We start from the raw sequence: 19907 nt of genomic DNA on the forward strand, positions 1-19907 counted from the left end.
TTTCTATTTTTCGATAGAGGCTTTAAAAGCATCGTCAATCAATTTGTCCAACTCCCCAGAATCCTTCAACTTCTGGATGGTTTTGTCAACCGCCTCTTTTAATTCTTTACTGTCTTTTTTCATCGCAACAGCGTAGGAATCTTCTTTGTCATTGTCAACATCAAACTCAGCGATGGCTAGGTCTGGATTATTCTCTACAAATCCTTTCGCCACTGGTTCCTCAAAGATAAGAGCATCCAGTTGCCCTGATTTCAAATCTGTTATCAAATTTCCATTTTTAGGAAGTGAAACGAGAGAAGAATTCTGCAAAGTTTCTTTGACCAAAGTCTCCTGGATAGAACCTTTCTGCGCTCCAACCTTTTTCTGAGCCAAATCCTTGACTGATTGGTAATTCGTTAATTCAGATTTTCTTACAATCACCTTATTTTTCGAAGTGTAGTAGGGAATTGAAAAATCGTAAACTTGACTTCTCTCCTCCGTTTTAGAAACACCTGATATGGCAAGATCGGCCTTGCCTGAATCAAGACTAGCTAGTACATTGTCAAAACTCATTGGAGAGAATTCCACTTCCACACCTAGCTCCTTTGCGATGGCTTTGGCTAGCTCAACATCTGAACCTACAATCTGATTTTTTCCATCGACCAATTTCTGGTATTCAAATGGAGCAAACTCTGGATTTAGGGCCACCACCAATTTTCCTTTAGCCTTAATGCCTTCAACACCTTGGGACTGACTGTTACTACAAGCAAATAATAAGGGAAACATAAGCAAACCAAACATCGTCATCAGCACCTTCTTTACTTTATTCATAGAAAACCTCCTCTTATTTTTATACTTTTAAATTGTATAAATAATACACTTATCAACCTCGTTTGTCAAGTCAAAACTGTATTTTATTCCACTTCAATCAAGAAAATTCTTATTATATGATATATTTTTACATATAATAAGCTTATTTATACTATTTGAGTTTTAAGACAATTTAAAACATTGCATTGAATTCATACAAAAAGATCATTCTGAAAAGATATTTACACTTTTTGTTCTAGCAAAACAAAAAAGAGTCCTAAAGGACTCTCAGAACGTAAACAAACCCTATCAGAGTTGCAAAATTGCTCTTTTGAAGGTTGGCTATTATATAGTAGAAACTCTTAGGAATGCTGATATAATGCTATTTTTAAGAGTTTTCTACTTTCTCTAGTAAAAGAAAAAGATTGAAGAAAATTGTCCAAAATGGACTTTTTCTTCAATCTGGACACTTTTCAAATCCAAACTATTCTTTATAGAAAAACTTCCTATAAAATCGAGCAATAGTTAAAATACAAACAAATATAATTCCCAAAATAGATAATACTATGTTCACAAAACTCATTTCAGAACCTATAACATAGATATGAAAAAGAGGGGCTAGTCCTACACATAGAGACAATAGATAACTAATAAATCTTATCTCACCAATTCCTGCAAAAAAATATTTCATGTAACGATTCTCCATTTGCTCCATTAAATCAGTTTTATTTTAGAGTAGCATAAAATAAGCAATCCTTCAATAAAAACCATTGGCGAAATACTATTCTAAAGCATTGATAGCTCAGATTTCTCAGAATAGAGCTGTCCAAACTATCGAACAGCTCAAATACATATATATCCATGCAATTCTAAACTTAGAATTGCTATAAAATAAATGTTTTATGAGTATTCTAGGTCTTTGACTGCTTAAAATTTTACGTTCTGAAGGATTCTAAAGCTAGAATAGCTCAAAAATCACGAGAACTAAGGTATTTGAAGCTTAAGAGTCATACGTTCTCCATAGGATTTCTCCATTCTTATTAAGCCTAATTAAAATGTATTCCTAATAAGTGATCGTCGACTGTGTTTATAGCACTTAGTTCCCTAGATAAGACTATTTCCCTTTATCATATCTGATTTTAAGCTATTCTAAGACTTAACCTATGTTTCTATTAATTACTATTTTTAAATAATTCGTATTCCTTTTCTTTGATAAATGGAACTGAAAAATTAGAGAAAAGAAGTAAAACTGAAAACAAATAGCCTGCTTTTTGAATCACTAAAAGATATCCTAAAAACAAGTAAACTATAACATCCAATGCGAAAAGAAAAAATATTCTCCTCTTCATTAAAGTACTTGTGTCAAATAATCTGATGAATAAAAATTTTATCGTAGTATCTACACAAATTTTTATCAAAAAGATAAGAGTCAGTACATGATTATCAACTGTACCATGAAGAATAAATGGAAATATGGTTAATATGAAACTAGAAATCTCTAAGTATTTTATCCGAGGAGATTGAGACACCTTGCTTTTGAACTGACTAATTTTTTTATATTCGTTAGTCAATTTAGTATCAAAATCTTTACCAATTAAATGAAAGATTGCTAACTCTAGGATAAAAACACTTATTAATACGATATAAGTGAAAAAACTTTCTGGGAAAAATTTATTGATTAAAATTGGGAAACTCATTAACAGAACCGAATTTATGGCTAGACAGATAGATACTATTTTATTTTTCACAGAATATAGAGGCAGTGATACTATTGAGTAGATAAAAGCTAAAAAAATAAGCAAAAAATACTCCGTGTCATTTATAATCCCCTTGAATGATAAAAATATATACATCCAACATACGATAATGTGTATTTTACGAATTTTATCTACACTACTCATCCTTTTTCCTCTTATCTTTGGTTCCATTTTTAAACTATGTCAACCTTTTTCACAGATTTATTTTAGATTTCTTTTTTACTTTTTATACTACTATGATACAATATTTTTAATCAATTTCAATTTATTGTTAACTTTTTTCACAAATAAGGAGGAAATCATGCGCTACGATTTTGGAAAGGTCTATAAAGAAATACGTGAGTCAAAAGGACTGACTCAGGAGGAGGTCTGTGGGGGTATTCTCTCAAGAACCAGCCTATCAAAAATAGAAAGTGGTAAGACAACTCCTAAATATGAGAATATGGAATTTCTTCTCTGGCAAGTCAATATGACCTTTGAAGAGTTTGACTATATCTGCCAACTTTATCAACCAAGTCAACGCACAGAAATTATGCAAACCTATCTCAATATGAGCTCAATCCTAGGGACTAGTGAACTCGAAAAACTATTTCAAAAATGTCAAGACTACCTCAAAACTCACCACGACCTCCCCATCAAAGAGATACGAGATATGCTAGAAATTGTCATTTATATCCGCCAAAATGGGACTAAAAAACTGTCAATCGAAGTTAACAATACTGTAAAGAAGCTATGGAGGAAGATAGAAAAGCAGGACATTTGGTACGAGAATGACTTAAAAATCCTCAATACCATTCTCTTTACCTTTCCTATAGAGCATATCCATCTCATCACTGGAAAAATCTTGCAACGCCTGGAAATCTATAAAAACTATCAACATTTATATGACTTGCGAATGGCAATCCTACTCAACCTTTCCACCTTATACTTGTACAATCAAGATAGAAACATGTGCCAACAAATCTGCTACACTTTACTGGAGGATGCCAAGAAAAAGAAGCACTACGATAGGCTTGCCATCTGCTATGTCCGTATTGGGATTTGTACGGATGATGCTAAACTTATCCAAAAAGGTTTCTCCCTTCTGGAACTAACCGATGAAACCTCCATGCTAGCTCATCTCCAAAAAGAAGTAGAGACCTATTATCAACCGAAGGAAATATAAAAAGTCGAGGAAATTCCTCGACTTTTACATATTATTCTGTTCGTTAGTTCTTAATACCAACCGTTGTTAAGCCAGAAGTTCTTAGCAGCTGTCCATGAACCGTAACGTCCTGCAACGTAGGCATCTGCTACACGTTCTTGGTTTTCTGCTGAGTAGTCACCGTTCAAGTATGAATCTGTCAATTGGTAACGTCCGATGTAACGTCCGTTTGTAGCTGTGTAGCTACCACCTGATTCTTTTTGAGCGATCCATTCTTTGGCTTCTGCTTCAGAACCACTTACAGTTGAAGCTGTGTAGCTTTCTTCTTCATAAGAAGTGCTTGTTGTAGCAGCTGGTGCTTCGTAAGTTGTTGTTTCAGTTATTTCTTCGTAAGTCGTAGTCTCTTCGATTGTTTCTCCTGTTGCAGCTGGTGCTTCATAAGTTGTCGCAGCTGGAGCTGTCCCTTCGATGACCAAAACTTGGTCCACAAAGATCAGATGAATATCCTCTATCTTATTTTTTTCTGCTAATTTTTCAACAGTAGTATTGTACTTCTCAGCGATTTCTGAAAGAGTGTCACCTGGTTTCACTGTATAAGTGACTGTTTCATCCGCAAAAGCAAGTGATGGTGCAAGGAAAGCAAGGAAAGTTGCTGCTCCTGCAAGAGTTAATTTAATTTGTTTAGTTGTTAATGTCATTTCTAAAAATTCTCCTTTTTACTATGCTTCTATCATACCGTTTGAATATTACCGTTTCTTGACGGTTTCGTGTAGAAATATTACAAAAATATTTTATATTTACTGAAACATTGATATTTTTGTCATAAAAGACAAGATTTTATACTATTTTTATCCATTTTTTCAGTTTTATAAGGGAAATAAGCGCAGAGGTCCATTCTTTGATATAATAGATATAAGAATCTTTGTAAGGGGAAACAGATGCACTCACTTCGTTTTCAATCTGTCTTTGATATTATCGGCCCTGTCATGATTGGCCCATCAAGTAGCCATACAGCTGGTGCGGTTCGTATCGGAAAAATCGTGTCTTCTATCTTTGGTGATAGACCGACAGAGGTGGAATTCCAATTATTTAATTCATTTGCCAAAACCTACCGTGGTCATGGAACTGACCTAGCTCTCGTTGCTGGAATTTTAGGTATGGATACGGATGATCCTGACATTCCAAATAGTCTTGAGATTGCCCATAAACGTGGTATCAAGATTGTCTGGATCATTCAGAAAGACAGCAACGCTCCTCACCCTAATACCACTAAAATTACTGTGAAGAATGAACACAAGTCCATCAGTGTGACAGGTATTTCTATCGGTGGGGGAAATATCCAGGTCACGGAACTCAATGGTTTTGCCGTCTCTCTCAACATGAATACCCCGACCATCATCATCGTGCATCAGGATGTTCCAGGTATGATTGCTCATGTTACTGAAGCCCTCTCTCGTTTTGATATCAACATCGCTCAGATGAATGTGACTCGAGAGAAAGCTGGAGAAAAAGCCATTATGATTATCGAAGTCGATAGTCGAAGTTGCGAAGAGGCGATTGAAGAAATCCGAAAAATCCCTCATCTCCACAATGTCAATTTCTTTAAGTAGGAGGAAACATGTTTTATTCTATCAAAGAATTGGTCGAGCAGGCGGATCTAGACTTCCAAGGAAATGTCGCCGAACTCATGATTGCGACAGAATATCAACTAACTGGTCGGGAACGGCCAGAAGTTCTCCTCCTCATGGAACGCAATCTAGAAGTCATGAAAGCCTCTGTCGAGCTCGGTCTCAGTGAAAACAAATCCCGTAGTGGCCTAACGGGTGGCGATGCAGCCAAGCTAGACCGCCATCTCAAAAGTGGCAAGGCCTTGTCTGACTTTACCATCCTATCAGCAGCCCGTAATGCCATCGCGGTCAACGAACACAACGCTAAAATGGGCTTGGTCTGCGCCACTCCAACCGCAGGAAGTGCCGGCTGTCTACCAGCTGTTCTCACTGCTGCTATCCAAAAACTTGACCTCAGCCACGAAGAACAGCTGGATTTCCTCTTTGCCGCGGGTGCCTTTGGATTGGTTATCGCAAACAACGCTTCTATCTCAGGTGCTGAAGGTGGCTGTCAGGCTGAAGTCGGCTCTGCCTCTGCCATGAGTGCCGCAGCCTTGACCTTGGCTGCAGGTGGAAGCCCCTATCAGGCTAGCCAAGCCATTGCCTTTGTCATTAAAAATATGCTGGGCCTCATCTGCGACCCCGTCGCTGGTTTGGTCGAAGTTCCCTGCGTCAAGCGCAATGCCATGGGAGCCAGCTTTGCCTTTATCGCGGCTGATATGGCCTTGGCAGGTATCGAGTCTAAAATCCCTGTCGATGAAGTCATCGATGCCATGTACCAAGTCGGATCGAGCCTCCCAACTGCCTTTCGTGAAACGGCTGAAGGTGGACTCGCAGCCACCCCGACTGGTCGTCGCCTACAAAAAGAAATCTTCGGAGAATAACCTCATCTAATAGGAGAAACTATGTCATCAATCTCAGCCATCTTTTTCGATCTAGACGGAACTCTGGTTGACAGTTCCATCGGGATCCACAATTCCTTTACTCATACCTTTGAACAACTGGGAGTTCCGACTCCTGATGCTAAAACCATTCGTGGTTTCATGGGTCCACCGCTTGAAACTAGTTTTGCAACGTGTCTCCCAAAGGAGCAAATCTCAGAAGCTGTGCAGATCTACCGTTCTTGCTACAAGAAAAAAGGAATCCACGAAGCCCAACTCTTCCCCCGAATGACGGAATTGCTCCAAAAGCTTTCGCAAAACTATCCTCTCTATATCACCACTACAAAGAATACCCCTACTGCTCATGATATGACTAAAAATCTGGGAATCCATCATTTCTTTGATGGCATTTATGGTTCTAGTCCTGAAACGCCGCACAAGGCGGATGTCATCCGTTATGCCTTGCAGACACATCAACTCCCTGCAGATCAAGTCATCATCATCGGAGACACCAAGTTTGATATGATTGGAGCCCAAGAAACTGGCATTAAAAAGTTCGCTGTTACTTGGGGATTTGGAGAAGAGGCTGATTTGCTCGGCTATCAACCTGACTGGATTGCCCATACAATCGATGATATCATCAGTCAGCTATAACAAGCTAATAGCTTCAAACTACAGAGTAAAAAGACCAAGGTTCTGTCTATACAAAACCTTGGTCTTTGATTTATGATTAATTGCATGAGTAACTCTTACTCAATATGAGTTGTTTCATTTGCAAAGGAAATGATCGCTTCTTTAAGCTCATCTCCACTGAGTGAGCGGAACTCCTCAATTTTCTGATTGATGGCTTCTAGTGGCATGATATTTACCTTACCAACGAAAATCTTGTCCATGACTTGGTTATCAACCAATTCGGTCGAAACCAAGAGTTCCTCATAGAGTTTTTCACCCGGACGAATACCGACTTCAACGATTGGAATTTCACTTTCCGTGTGCCCGCTTAGAAGAACCATTTTCTTAGCCAAGTCATAGATCTTAACTGGTTTGCCCATATCGAGGATAAAGACTTCTCCGTCCTTGGCATAAGCGCCAGCATGGATTACCAGACGGCTAGCCTCTGGAATGGTCATGAAGTAACGTGTCATACGGAAGTCTGTCACCGTTACAGGACCACCTTCAGCAATCTGACGTTCAAAGACAGGAATCACGCTACCACGGCTACCGAGAACATTCCCAAAACGGACTGCACAGTAGGTTGATTTGCTACGTTGGTTAAAGCCAGTGACAATCAACTCTGCCACACGCTTGGTTGCGCCCATAACATTCGGTGGATTGACCGCCTTGTCAGTCGAAATCATGACCATCTTAGGTACTTTGGCCTCATCAACAGCCTTGGCAACATTGTAAGTCCCGAGTATATTGTTCTTGAAGGCTTCTTTTGGATTGCGTTCCATCATCGGAACGTGCTTGTGGGCAGCAGCATGGTAGACAATGGCTGGTTTGTACTGCTCAAACACCTGCAAGAGACGATCATAGTCCTGAATATCTGCAATAACAGGAACGTAATCAATCCCTTGGAATGTACGAATCAATTCATGGTAAACGAGGTAGATAGAATTTTCACCATGTCCCAGCAAGATGATACGTTCTGGATTGAAGCGGCTAACCTGACGACAAATCTCTGAACCAATCGAACCACCAGCTCCTGTCACCAAGATAGTCTTGCCTGTAAGCTCTGCACCCAGACGGGATTCGTCAAGACGGATTTCCTGACGCCCCAAAAGGTCTGTGATGTCAATTTTTTGGAAACCACTACCTGGTTGGTGAAGCCCCTGAACAACTGTCTCAACCTTGGGCATCTTGTAACATTTGATACCTAATTTATTACACATCTGCAAGATGCGTTCGTACTCTGATGGGTCAAGCGAAGGGATGGCTACTATGACACGCTCGATTTGGTGACGTTTGGCCAATTCAGGCAGATTATCATAGGAGCCCAAAACTGGGATTCCACCTAGTTTTTGCCCTTTTTTCTTTTCATCGTTGTCCAAAATCCCCACTAACTCGAGGTCACTAGTTGGGTGCTGGTAGCTATTCATAAAGAGGGCACCACCATCACCAGCGCCAATCAAGAAGGTACGACGGTGCTCGCCATCCCCACTACCCTGCTTGCGTTTGGAATAAATCAACTGCCAAGTAATACGAGGAAGCAAGATCAGGAAGGTACTCAACAAGATAAAGAGCACGATGAACCGGATAGAAAATAGAGGAAGAAAGGCGTAGCAAAGTCCGTAAGAGACAATGCTGCTGACGGTTACGCCAAAAAAGATTTTTAAGAAATCTGTGATTTTACTATAGCGACTAATACTCGCATTGAGCCCCCAAAATCCAATCATGATTTGATAGAAGAGGAAAGCCAAACCAGTATAGATAACATAGTCCACAGGCGCAGGATTTATAAGGCCATAAAACAAGATATAAGATACGATGATGGAAACCACCATACTAATAATATCAAATACACCCCAGAACACCTGTTTTTGCTGTTTATTTAAAATTTCAACCAGATCAATCACATAATCTGTTAGTTTTTTATTCATAGGAATTTACTCTTTCTTAAAAGAATGCAAATAAATATACTGTCATTATAACATCTTTTGGCTATTTTATCTTTTACAAGCCTATTTATTTTTTCTTAATAATTTCACAAAAATAAACTGACGTACAAAACCTGGACAAAGTGCGACGACCGCCTGAATGGCAATGCTTTTCGCATATTCCCTGTAGGAAATTTGCCCTCTTTCAAGCATGCGCTGACGAGCTTGACGATAGAGTTTAAGGTAACGCAAGCCACCTCGACGCTCAAACATCCCTGCACCGACACGAACCTTACACAGGATTTGATCCAGGTTCCCAGTCTTGGCACCTGCAGCAATCATATTGAGCCAAAGGAGGTCATCCTCCATGTAAAGGCCATCTTCATAGTTGCCCGCCTTGAGGACCATGTCCTTTTTGAACATCACGGTCATATGGTTAAAGGCGCTTCTCATCCTTTGGTAAGCCACAATGTCTGCGTGCTGAGTAGGAACACGACGGTAAGAAACAATCTCGTCAGGATTGTCAATAAATTCTGCAATATGTCCACCTAAGAGGTCCAGATTTTCCTCTTCCATTAGTTGGATTTGCTTTTCAAAGCGGTCAGCTACCGCTATATCATCTGTATCCATGCGAGCGATGATATCGTACTGACACTGTAAAACACCGTATCGAAGAGCCAAACCTAAACCTTGATTTTGCTCTAAGGGGCAACGCTTAACTGGAATTTCTGACTGAGCTTCCACTTCATCTAGCACCTGATAGAGTTCGGGCGTGAGCGGCCCGTCCTCAACAAGAACAAGCTCACTTGGTTTCAAGGTCTGGTTTTGAATACTCTTGATAGCATCTCTTAAAAACGTCGGATTTTCCTTTACATAGACCGACATTAAGACGCTAATTTTTTGCTTTTCAGACACAGTTTTTCTCCAATTTATAGATTTCCTTCCACTATTTTATCACAAAATTTCCTAGTTTCCTATTTTTATCTCAAATCAAGGAAAATTCTGGTAAAGAAATCTGTCCCCTTTCACTCTATTTTCAGTTAAATCGTTCTAGCTTTCTTAGCAGTCCTCTCCTTGACATTGTAAGAAAAAAACCTTAAAATAAGCTGTTATTAAAATCATCCTATCGAGGTTTTCATGAAAAAACGATCACTCTTTTTTGTTCTAGGAATTGTCTTAATTGGGACCGTTTTACGATCTCCTTTTACTGCTCTTCCAACTATTTTAGGAGATATTGCTCAGGGACTAGGAGTGGAGGTTAGCTCTCTTGGGATTTTAACCAGTCTCCCTCTCTTGATGTTTGCTTTTTTCTCTGCTTTTGCAAGCCGCTTGGCACAAAAAATCGGGTTGGAACATCTCTTTACTTACTGTCTCCTCCTCTTAACTGTTGGCTCTGTCATTCGTATCTTTAATCTTCCCCTTCTCTATCTAGGAACTCTGATCATCGGAGCGAGCATCGCCATTTTTAATGTACTCCTCCCAAGTATGATTCAGGCAAATCAGCCTCAAAAGATTAGTTTCCTAACAACTCTCTATGTCACTGCCATGGGGGTTTCAACGGCCATCGCTTCTTATCTATCCGTCCCTATCACTCAAGCGAGTTCTTGGAAAGGCTTGATCCTCGTGCTCAGCTTTCTCTGTCTAGTCACTCTGCTAGTCTGGTTGCCAAATCATCGCCACAACCACTATCTGGAAGGACAGCAAGAAAAGAAATCAAAAGAAAATATTCTAAAAAGTAAAGATGTCTGGGCTATCATTATCTTTGGCGGTCTTCAGTCCTTGCTCTTTTATACGAGTATGACCTGGTTGCCAACTATGGCTGTTAGTGCTGGTATTTCTAATAGTGATGCGGCTCTCCTTGCTTCTATTTTTTCATTAATCAGCATTCCTTTTTCGATGACCGTTCCAAGTCTGACGACTCGTCTGTCAGATGGTCACCGTCGAATCATGCTGGCAATTATCTCTATCGCTGGGATGACAGGAATTGCCCTGCTCTTGTATCCAACCAATAATTTCCTCTACTGGTTAGTTGTCCATCTCTTGATTGGAACGGCCTGCAGTGCCCTCTTCCCCTACCTCATGGTTTGCTTCTCTCTTAAAACCAGTTCTCCTGAAAAGACGGCCCAGCTATCAGGACTGGCGCAAACAGGTGGATATATCTTGGCGTCCTTTGGTCCTACCTTGTTTGGTTATAGTTTTGACCTTTTCCAATCTTGGATCCCAGCTGTCCTTGCCCTTCTAGTCATCGATATCATCATGACCATCTCACTCTTTATGGTGGATCGAGCGGATAAAATCCTTTAATTATTCTAAAACACTTCTCAGATATAAACAATGCAAAGCCAGACTCTGTCTGGCTTTTTAGGCGTTTCTAGCAACAAAAAGCACCATCCATCTATTAGCAGAAAGATGGCGTTTTTGATATAATAAGATGTATAGAAACTAATTGTCATGCGAAAAATAAATTAGTTTATAAGATAGCTACTATTTCAATCGAGGTACACAGAATGAATGAACAGAAATACAATTTGGAAGAGAGTAAAGCAGAGTTAGATAAACTCGTTGACTTATCAGCCGAGGAAACAGATAAGACTGCCTGTGAAGCTCTAGCAGAAAAGGCAAGAATAATTTATGGGCAACATCCTGAATCGGAATACATTGCGTTACGATACGCCATGATTTTATACAATCTTTCAAACAGGCAAAATGATATCAAAGAGCGTAAAAAATCCATATCAGAAATAGAAACTTTATCCCTAAAGTTTCTACATTCTAAAGACATTGCTTTGCTCTATGCTATGGCTTTAGTCAATTTGTCAGCTGAACAAGGAAATGTTGAGGAACGATTGAATACTGCTAATACAGTTAAACAAATTTTTGAACTCTTCAAGCAGTCTGAAGACATTGCTTTGCACTATGCTATGGCTTTAGTCAATTTGTCAAATAAACAAAGAAATGTAGAAGAACTAGGGAATACCGCCAATTTAGTCAAACAAATTTTTGAGCAATTCATGCAATCTGAAAACATTGCTTTGCTCTGTGCTAAGCTTTTGGTCAATTTGTCAGTTGAACAAGAAAATGTAGAAGATAGAAAGAATACTTCTAATTTAGTCAAACAAATTTTTGAACAGTTCAAGCAATCTGAAGACATTGCATTACAATACGCTATGGTTTTATACAATCTTTCAAACGGACAAAATGATATCAAGGAGCGTAAAGAAACCATATCAAAAATAGAAACTTTATCCCTAAAGTTTCAACATTCTGAAAACATTGTGTTACAATATGCTATGGCTTTAGTCAATTTGTCAAATAAACAAAGAAATGTAGAAGAAATAGGCGAAACTGTAAATTCAGTCAAACAAATTTTTGAGCAGTTCAAGCAATCTGAAGACATTGCGTTACAATACACTATGGTTTTATACAATCTTTCAAACGGACAAAATGATATCAAGGAGCGTAAAAAAACTATATCTGAATTAGAAGCTTTTACCTTAAAATTTCAACATTCTGAATGCGTTGCGTTACAATATGCTAGGGCTTTAGTCAATTTGTCAGTTGAACAAATAAATGTGGAAGAAATAGGCGAAACTGTGAATTCAATTCAACAAATTTTTGAGCAGTTTAAACAGTCTGAAGACATTGCGTTACGATATGCTATGGCTTTAGTCAATTTGTCAGCTAAACAAATAAATGTAGAAGAAATAGGCGAAACTGTAAATTCAGTTAAACAAATTTTTGAGCAGTTCAAGCAATCTGAAGACATTGCGTTACGATACGCCATGGTTTTATACAATCTTTCAAACAGACGAAATGACATTAAAGAGCGTAAAGAAACCATATCAGAAATAGAAACTTTAACCTTAAAGTTTCAACATTCTGAAGACATTGCTTTACAATATTCTATGGCTTTAGTCAATTTGTCAGCTAAACAAATAAATGTAGAAGAAATAGGCGAAACTGTGAATTCAATTCAACAAATTTTTGAGAAGTTTAAACAGCCTGAAAACATTGCTTTACAATATTCTATGGCTTTATTCAATTTATCACTTGAGCAAACCAACTTAGATAAATTGAATGATACGGCTTCTAAACTAAAGAAAATAGCTTTAAATTTTGAAAAAAATGAAGATATCACTTTATACTATGCTGAAGCTCTTGCCAAAATTATCACCAAACAACAAAATGAAGAGGAAAAATTTGAAATTATAGATAAACTAAAAAGATTACACGATAGATTCGTACAATCTGAAGAGATTACTGTTCAATATCTTACAGCTCGGATGGATTTGGTAAAAAATAATCAAATAGATCAATCAAATCTCCTAAACGACATCTATCACTCCTTAGAATCTATTCCGAGTATTAAAATTTTAAATATGCTCATCGAAATACTCGAAAACGAAGAACAATTTAAGCAAGATCAAGTTCAGATTTCCACTACTAATATCGTAAAAGCTCTGGATAAACTTTGTTTTGATTCATCTATTGAAGAAGGGAAAGATGAAAAAGAGAAAAATTTGCTTATTCGTACCTTAAAACTTGATATCATCTCCGATACAAAATACGATATTTTAAAAAACTGGATAGAGCATTACGGAGAAGACTCAAAAAAAATCAATAAGCTAATTAAAATTTACACGCTTGTCCAACAAATTAAGTATGAGCTTGGATTGAAGGCTGAAGACAAAAATAGGAAACTAAAATTCGGTCACTATACTTCAGGAGAAGCACTCCAAAGCATACTAGGAAAAGAGGATAAGGCTCCATTCTCCATCTCAGGAAAGACACGCCTAAATAACGCCAACTATATGAACGATCCTGAAGAAGGGATCATTCTAGAAGATATTTTAAAATTAGAAAAACGCGATCCTTTGGAACCTAGCTCTTGGTTTTTAATGAGTTTCACCAGCAAAACAGATGATCTAGCTATGTGGTCACAATATGGAAATAATGCAGAAGGGGTCTGTATTGTACTAAAGGAGAATGATTTTGCTCGTTATCATTCACTTAGTGACCTTCCTTGGTATCAAAAAAACTCAGATAAACAAATCGGTCATAAAATGAAATCAAGTGTTGAAATCCAAAACGATAACTCTCTAAATGAATCCGACAAAGAGAAGTCAACTAGAAGCAATGCTAATAAACAAAATTCTGAAGACAAACATTCTACACTGAATAATGATATGGATTATTTATATCGCGTAGCTTATGTTCATTACTCCAATGACCAATTCAACATCGAAGAAAGTGAACTATTCACCAATGAAGAAGTAACGCGATTAAAAGGATTGTTAGAGGATTTAAAATCAGAATTAAGGGACTATAAAAATTCCGGGGATCCATTCTATAAAAAAGCCATTGCTGACTGTATAGAAGAAATCCGCTACTTGTTCAAATCGATCGATTACAAGTATGAAGAAGAATTACGTATTCTGCAATACGCTAACCTAATACCAGATAATAACAAAATAAAAATTGATTATTCTCCTGAATTCGGTAAACTTTATCTGGAGAGAAAAGAAAAGATTCAAATCGGTGAAGTCATTTTCGGTCCTAAGTTTCCGAATCCTGAATACGTTACCCCTTTATTAAAACTTTTAGATAAGGAAATTAAGTATAAGAAATCTACGATAAAATTTAGATAAAGGCTGACAACATCCTCTAAACTTCTAGTTTTTACTAGGAGTTTTTTATATGTAAAATTTTTACACATATTTCTTGACAGGGCTTTCAACTTGAGATACAATATATTTGAAAAGAGTATATATAAAATTTTTATATAATATAAAGGAGGTTTCCCCATGTACTTCCCAACATCCTCTGCCTTGATTGAGTTTCTCATCTTGGCTGTACTGGAGCAGGGGGATTCTTATGGTTATGAGATTAGTCAAACCATTAAGCTCATCGCCAATATCAAAGAATCTACGCTCTATCCCATTCTCAAAAAACTGGAAGCCAGTGGCTTTCTGACCACCTACTCTAGAGAGTTTCAGGGGCGTATGCGCAAATACTACTCCTTGACCAATCGGGGCGTAGAGCAGCTCGTTACTCTAAAGGAAGAGTGGACGCTCTATACCGACACCGTCAACGGCATCATAGAAGGGAGTATCCGCCATGACAAGAACTGACTATCTGACTCAGTTAGAAACCTATCTCCATAAACTGCCTGAAGCTGACCGCATCGAAGCTATGGACTACTTTAAGGAACTATTTGACGATGCGGGTTCAGAGGGCGAAGAGGAACTCATTGCCAGTCTGGGAACTCCAAAAGAAGCTGCCCATGATATCCTCTCTGATCTTCTCGATAAAAAAGTCAATGAAGCCCCTGCTCAAAAGAATGACCGTCAACTGCTACACATTGCCCTCTTGGCCCTGCTAGTAGCTCCTATCGGAATTCCGGTCGGGATCGGCATCCTCATGGCCATCATCGGTATTTTTATCGCAGCTGTCTCCGTCATTCTAGCCTTTTTCGCTGTTTCGGTGACGGGTATCCTGCTAGGTGGACTCTTTATCATAGAGAGCTTTAGTGTTCTGGTCGAAGCCAAATCTGCCTTTATCTTGATTTTCGGGGCCGGTTTGCTTTCTATCGGTGCTTCTTCTCTTGTTCTACTAGGTATCTCCTATGTAGCCCGTTTCTTTGGCCTCCTAATCGTCCGCTTGGTGCAATGGATTCTTAAAAAAGGAAAGAGAGGTGACAGACATGCGTAAATTGACGAAAGGATTTCTCATTTTTGGTGTGGTTTCTACAATCCTTGGTTTTATCATGATCATTGTAGGCGCCCAGTCCAATGGTATTCAAAGTTTGCTTGCCATGTCAAAAGACCCCGTCTATGACAGTCGTATCGAAGAAGTGACCTTTGGAAGTGAGGTGGAAAAACTTGATTTGACCCTTGAGGAACACAGCCTAACCATCACAGAATCTGTAGATGACAAGATCCATATCACCTATCATCCTTCCGTGTCTGGTCGTCACGATCTGACTACTGGCATGAGTGACAAAACACTGAGCGTCACTGACAAACAAGCCTCCCAACATCGTTTTCTCGGTTCAGGAATCGAAGGCCTACTTCGTATCGCTAGCAACTATTCTAATCGTTTTGACGAAGTCGTTCTCTCCCTACCTAAAGGAAGAAAGCTGCAAGCTATCACCGTCTCAGCCAATCGTGGACAAACCAATATTCGTCAAGCCAATCTTGAAAACGCAACAATCAAAGCAAAAGGCTATCTCTTAAGACTAACAGAAAGTTCTATCAAAAACAGCACACTAACGACACCTCATATCATCAATATCTTTGATACCGAATTGACAGATAGTCAGGTCAAGACGGAGGGAGCACACATCTATGCTGAGAATATCCAGGTTCACGGCAAGGTTGAGCTAGAAGCCCATTCCACTCTAACACTCATTCTCTCCCAGAAAGAGACTGACCGTATCAATCTAGAAATTTCTTCTCAGCATGGTGGTATCTATCGTCAACCCAAAGAAGAACATCGTGGACAAAAAGAGAATGTACTTGCCAACCCTTATAAAACCGAAAAAGCAGATATCAAGGATTTACTCATTGCAAAAGCCAACCAGGATATCTACCTACCTAAAGAGGAGCATTCTGCTCCATCTAGAAACCATTGACAAAAACGCTTTCATCTGCTAGTCTAAAGATAGAAAACGACCATAAAAAAGGAGGTTCCACCATGACACAAGAATGGTTTGAAAGCGCCGATCTTGAGAAGAAATCAGCTCAGACGAAATCGGAAATCCAGCCCGACCAACCAGAGACTTCGGAAACTGTGGAGACCGAACCACAAGCAAGCCAAGAAACTCCTATCTCACCTAAAGAGTCGGAAACGCATGAGGAGGAAGCTCCCGAAATGGCTGAGGAAACCCAAACCGAGGAAGAGGGAGAAGGGAAAGCTGAAGAGAAAGGCAACCAAGAGAACCCTACAAAAGAAAAAAACATCCTCAGCAAGGCTTTAGATAGTCCCTATATCCCAGATATTGACCCCCGCAAAACTGCTCGATTCAAAGAAGAAATCGCACTATTTTGGACTTGGCTTCTGGACGCTATCCAAGAACCAACTGCCAGCAAGAATACGGACCAAAAGCATCGTTACAGTGTCTTTGCCCTGCTCACCTTGCTGTCATCAATCAACCTTTTCTTTAGTATCTATCATATCAAACACCTCTACTATGGCTATATGATTTCTATTGCTAATGGTTCTCCTAACCAGCTCCCACCTTTGGATCTCTTTGCTGGCCTTTCTATCTTGGTCGCTAGCGCTCTATTTTACTTTTCCATCATTTTGGGAGGCTTTACTGTCCGACGTGTGCTGGACCAGGAGAGCGACTTCACATTCCAAGAAGCCTTTGATCGGTATAGCAGACTCTTTGCTATCCCACTTGTCCTAACAGCTCTAGCAAGTTTCTTTGCACTCTTTGGTGGCTTACGATTTGCTGGTATCCTCACTCTTCTAAGCATGGCCATCTTTGCCCTTGGTAATCTCTTTGTGATTAGCAAGCCAAGTAAGACCAGTAGCCTTGACCCATTTTATCGTTTCTTACTAGCTGTCTTACTTGATGCTGCTATTCTCTTGCCCTTCTTCATTGCAGAGCTTGCGCTGACAGTGGACTACCTTCGCATCCTGACATTCTTTTAACCAAAATCCCTGCCATTTATTAATGACAGGGATTTTTATGCTTACTCTTTTTTGGACAATGGCTACTTGATGGTTACCAATCCTTCAAAGTCTTGTCCTAAGATGGCTTGTACTTCTAATTGATTAGCATCTAATTGCTGGTAAAATGCTTTTGGTAGTGACTCTAGGAATTTTTCATAATCCAAGCGAGCGATGGATTCATAGTCTTCTGCTTTGGACCCATCACCAGAAATCGTCACTAGGTCAATCTCCCAAACAAGCTCCTTGCCTGCCAGCTGATCGGTATAAGGAGCTGGTACAAAGGGTTCCTTTGGCAAAATCGTCTTGACTCCTTGGGCTAGGTGATAGATACCGTGCACCTTGCCTTGAGCATCTGGGTAAAATTTCACACTGGCAAGGTAGGCATCAGAGCCTTGAACCTTCTTGACCAACTCTTCAAAATGTGCCAATCCATCCTCAGCCAAAAAGCTCTCGAGGTATTCCTTATTGAGATAGATAGGGGCCAAGAGCCCTTGGCAATATACTAGACGAGCCGCTTTGTCAGATAGATAATGCTTGACCGTTTCTCGGAAATAAGCTTCAAAATCAAAGCCTTCTAGCCCTTCTACCACTTGCCCCAACTTGTTTGATAGGGCTTGGAGGAGAGCTTCTACAATCTCCCAGTCCGCCCTAGTAAGGAAATCTGGAATCACCACTTGATAGCCTTTTCGACTATCCGCATAGTTCACTTTAAAGAGAAATTGCGACTGACCTACAATCCCACACTCCATGTATTCGAGACGATTGAGGGGCTGACGGAGATAGACTGCATCATAACTATGCGACTCCAAGCCCTCTACCAAGGCTAAGATGGACTTGGCAGTCAAGACCTCCTGTTGCCCTAGGATGCTTTCTTTATTTGGGATAAAAAATGTTTTCGCCATAACTGGCCTCCTTTGAAATCGTTTACACATAGTATACCCTATTTTCCTGAAAGATACAGAAACAAATTTTAGATTTTTAGATAAAAAGCATAGAAAAACAGCCCCTGAGGAGCTGTTTGATGTTATACAGTAGCGACTTGATCCAAGCTTTCACCGATAGCGGCTAGGCGCTCGATCACTTCTGCTTGTGTCAATTCATTTTCTGAGACGTAGCGGTTGCGTGGGTGAACACGGCACTCGTGTGAGCATCCACGAAGGTACTTGTCTTCATTTTCTTCTGATGTTAGGATACGACGGTTACAGAAGGGATTTCCACAGTTGACATAACGTTCACATGGTGTTCCATCAAACCAGTCTTTCCCTACGATGGTTGGGTTGACATGGTTAACATCAACTGCGATACGCTCGTCAAAGACGTACATTTTCCCATCCCAAAGTTCACCTTGGACTTCTGGGTCTTTACCGTAAGTTGCGATTCCTCCGTGCAATTGACCGACGTCTTTGTAGCCTTCACGGACCATCCAACCTGAGAATTTCTCACAGCGAACGCCACCTGTACAGTAAACCACGACACGCTTGTCCATGAATTTTTCCTTGTTGTCACGAACCCATTGTGGCAACTCACGGAAGTTGCGGATGTCTGGGCGGATAGCCCCACGGAAATGTCCTAGGTCGTACTCATAATCGTTACGTGTGTCAAGGACCACTGTATCTTCATCAAGAAGGGCTTCTTTAAACTCTTTTGGAGACAAGTAAGCACCTGTTGTTTCAAGTGGGTTGATATCGTTGTCAAAATCGTTGTCTTCCAAACCAAGGTGGACAATTTCTTTCTTGTAGCGAACAAACATCTTCTTGAAGGCTTGTTCACTTTCTTCGTCAATCTTGAACCAGAGGTCTTCCATGCCTGGGAGGCTGTGAACGTAGTCCATGTATTTTTGAGTTGTTTCGTAGTCACCTGAAACGGTTCCGTTGATTCCCTCGTCAGCGACTAGGATACGACCTTTAAGGCCGATTGATTTACAGAAAGCCAAGTGGTCTGCAGCAAATTGCTCTGCATTTTCAATTGGGGTATAAAGGTAGTAAAGTAAGACACGAATATCTTTTACCATAAGATTTGTTCTCTTTTCTATTCTTAAATTTTCAGAATTTTTCATTCAACTATTCTAGTATACCCACTTGGGAAAACGAATGCAATTTATTTGACCGGAAATTGTATAGAGAGACCTGCCACTGCACTTTATCAGTAACCATAGCGAATCGCAGATAATTCTCTCAATTTTTTGATTTGCTTAGCTTGACTTTCTGACAAACTTAGCTTGTTATCAATCAACACACGTGAGATGTCGACGTTCATTTGGCTCAGAATAAATGGAGTAGAGGTTCCATCATCCTCTAATCGTTTTTGATAAATCACTAACTGATTTTTCAGGGGAGTCAGTTGAGGCGCAGCCTTTATATCTTCCAATAGATAATCTATGATGGTCATGGCTTCACAACGCCTTTCACTTCCTCCTACAAACCATTTTAATGGTGTCATTCTCATTTTCCTCC

19 protein-coding genes are annotated in these 19907 nt (G+C 39.5%); 10 read left to right on the forward strand and 9 right to left on the reverse strand.

The features are described 5' to 3' along the window. Positions 1-3 precede the first annotated feature (3 nt). From BLS46_RS05635 to BLS46_RS05645, 3 genes are all read right to left on the reverse strand, one after another. On the reverse strand, positions 4-810 hold the full coding sequence (locus BLS46_RS05635) for an ABC transporter substrate-binding protein (protein WP_093586168.1): 807 nt from the start codon (positions 808-810) through the stop codon (positions 4-6). Positions 811-1273: 463 nt separating this feature from the next. Then, the gene (locus BLS46_RS10025) at positions 1274-1480 is read right to left on the reverse strand and encodes a hypothetical protein (protein ID WP_084925431.1); all 207 of its coding nucleotides are present in this window, start codon (positions 1478-1480) and stop codon (positions 1274-1276) included. Positions 1481-1961: 481 nt separating this feature from the next. After that, entirely contained in the window at positions 1962-2690 is a 729-nt protein-coding gene (locus tag BLS46_RS05645; protein WP_084925429.1) for a hypothetical protein, read from the reverse strand. Between the two features lie 157 nt (positions 2691-2847). Here BLS46_RS05645 and BLS46_RS05650 point away from each other — a divergent pair, with 157 nt between their 5' ends. Beyond that, the gene (locus BLS46_RS05650) at positions 2848-3711 is read left to right on the forward strand and encodes a helix-turn-helix domain-containing protein (protein WP_093586172.1); all 864 of its coding nucleotides are present in this window, start codon (positions 2848-2850) and stop codon (positions 3709-3711) included. Between the two features lie 50 nt (positions 3712-3761). Here the strand turns inward: BLS46_RS05650 and BLS46_RS05655 are convergent, their stop codons facing one another. After that, positions 3762-4388 carry an aggregation-promoting factor gene (locus tag BLS46_RS05655; protein ID WP_000176936.1) on the reverse strand — a complete coding sequence of 209 codons (627 nt, stop codon included), beginning with the start codon at positions 4386-4388 and terminating at the stop codon, positions 3762-3764. A 240-nt stretch (positions 4389-4628) separates the two neighbouring features. On the opposite strand from BLS46_RS05655, the gene sdaAB reads away from it, so the two are divergent. Genes sdaAB through BLS46_RS05670 form a run of 3 tightly spaced genes read left to right on the forward strand, consistent with a single transcriptional unit; the run spans position 4629 to position 6832 of the window. Then, positions 4629-5300 carry an L-serine ammonia-lyase, iron-sulfur-dependent subunit beta gene (gene sdaAB, locus BLS46_RS05660; RefSeq protein WP_093586174.1) on the forward strand — a complete coding sequence of 224 codons (672 nt, stop codon included), beginning with the start codon at positions 4629-4631 and terminating at the stop codon, positions 5298-5300. A gap of 8 nt (positions 5301-5308) precedes the next feature. Next, positions 5309-6181 (forward strand): L-serine ammonia-lyase, iron-sulfur-dependent, subunit alpha, encoded by an 873-nt coding sequence (gene sdaAA / locus BLS46_RS05665; RefSeq protein WP_000500029.1) that lies wholly within the window; start codon positions 5309-5311, stop codon positions 6179-6181. A gap of 21 nt (positions 6182-6202) precedes the next feature. Continuing rightward, complete coding sequence (locus tag BLS46_RS05670) at positions 6203-6832, forward strand: HAD hydrolase-like protein (RefSeq protein ID WP_093586176.1); 630 nt, start codon at positions 6203-6205, stop codon at positions 6830-6832. 95 nt (positions 6833-6927) lie between these two features. Here BLS46_RS05670 and BLS46_RS05675 read toward each other — a convergent pair whose 3' ends face one another. Together BLS46_RS05675 and BLS46_RS05680 are read right to left on the reverse strand one after the other, a co-directional pair. After that, positions 6928-8778 (reverse strand): nucleoside-diphosphate sugar epimerase/dehydratase, encoded by a 1851-nt coding sequence (locus BLS46_RS05675; RefSeq protein ID WP_093586178.1) that lies wholly within the window; start codon positions 8776-8778, stop codon positions 6928-6930. An 81-nt stretch (positions 8779-8859) separates the two neighbouring features. Further along, a complete protein-coding gene (locus BLS46_RS05680; protein WP_093586180.1) occupies positions 8860-9690 on the reverse strand; it encodes a glycosyltransferase in 831 nt (276 codons plus the stop codon). Between the two features lie 222 nt (positions 9691-9912). Here BLS46_RS05680 and BLS46_RS05685 point away from each other — a divergent pair, with 222 nt between their 5' ends. The 6 genes from BLS46_RS05685 to BLS46_RS05710 all read left to right on the forward strand — a co-directional run bounded on the left by BLS46_RS05685 (position 9913) and on the right by BLS46_RS05710 (position 17433). Further along, positions 9913-11079 carry a CynX/NimT family MFS transporter gene (locus tag BLS46_RS05685; protein WP_093586182.1) on the forward strand — a complete coding sequence of 389 codons (1167 nt, stop codon included), beginning with the start codon at positions 9913-9915 and terminating at the stop codon, positions 11077-11079. Between the two features lie 203 nt (positions 11080-11282). Further along, a complete protein-coding gene (locus BLS46_RS05690) occupies positions 11283-14423 on the forward strand; it encodes a DUF2971 domain-containing protein (protein ID WP_257367095.1) in 3141 nt (1046 codons plus the stop codon). Between the two features lie 156 nt (positions 14424-14579). After that, on the forward strand, positions 14580-14906 hold the full coding sequence (locus BLS46_RS05695; RefSeq protein WP_000273860.1) for a PadR family transcriptional regulator: 327 nt from the start codon (positions 14580-14582) through the stop codon (positions 14904-14906). Then, entirely contained in the window at positions 14893-15486 is a 594-nt protein-coding gene (locus tag BLS46_RS05700; RefSeq protein ID WP_093586184.1) for a DUF1700 domain-containing protein, read from the forward strand. Before BLS46_RS05695 ends, BLS46_RS05700 begins: the two co-directional genes overlap by 14 nt. After that, positions 15479-16408 (forward strand): DUF4097 family beta strand repeat-containing protein, encoded by a 930-nt coding sequence (locus tag BLS46_RS05705; protein WP_093586186.1) that lies wholly within the window; start codon positions 15479-15481, stop codon positions 16406-16408. Before BLS46_RS05700 ends, BLS46_RS05705 begins: the two co-directional genes overlap by 8 nt. A gap of 62 nt (positions 16409-16470) precedes the next feature. Beyond that, a complete protein-coding gene (locus tag BLS46_RS05710; protein WP_093586188.1) occupies positions 16471-17433 on the forward strand; it encodes a DUF6574 domain-containing protein in 963 nt (320 codons plus the stop codon). 62 nt (positions 17434-17495) lie between these two features. On the opposite strand, the gene BLS46_RS05715 is transcribed toward BLS46_RS05710, so the two are convergent. The 3 genes from BLS46_RS05715 to BLS46_RS05725 all read right to left on the reverse strand — a co-directional run bounded on the left by BLS46_RS05715 (position 17496) and on the right by BLS46_RS05725 (position 19893). Further along, entirely contained in the window at positions 17496-18356 is an 861-nt protein-coding gene (locus BLS46_RS05715; RefSeq protein WP_093586189.1) for a DUF4299 family protein, read from the reverse strand. 122 nt (positions 18357-18478) lie between these two features. Further along, the gene (locus BLS46_RS05720; protein WP_093586191.1) at positions 18479-19465 is read right to left on the reverse strand and encodes an oxygen-dependent tRNA uridine(34) hydroxylase TrhO; all 987 of its coding nucleotides are present in this window, start codon (positions 19463-19465) and stop codon (positions 18479-18481) included. Positions 19466-19596: 131 nt separating this feature from the next. Beyond that, complete coding sequence (locus tag BLS46_RS05725) at positions 19597-19893, reverse strand: bacteriocin immunity protein (protein ID WP_180364056.1); 297 nt, start codon at positions 19891-19893, stop codon at positions 19597-19599. Positions 19894-19907: the final 14 nt, after the last annotated feature.

The organism is Streptococcus sp. NLAE-zl-C503 (assembly GCF_900104285.1).
In the GTDB taxonomy this organism is placed as follows: Bacteria; Bacillota; Bacilli; order Lactobacillales; family Streptococcaceae; genus Streptococcus.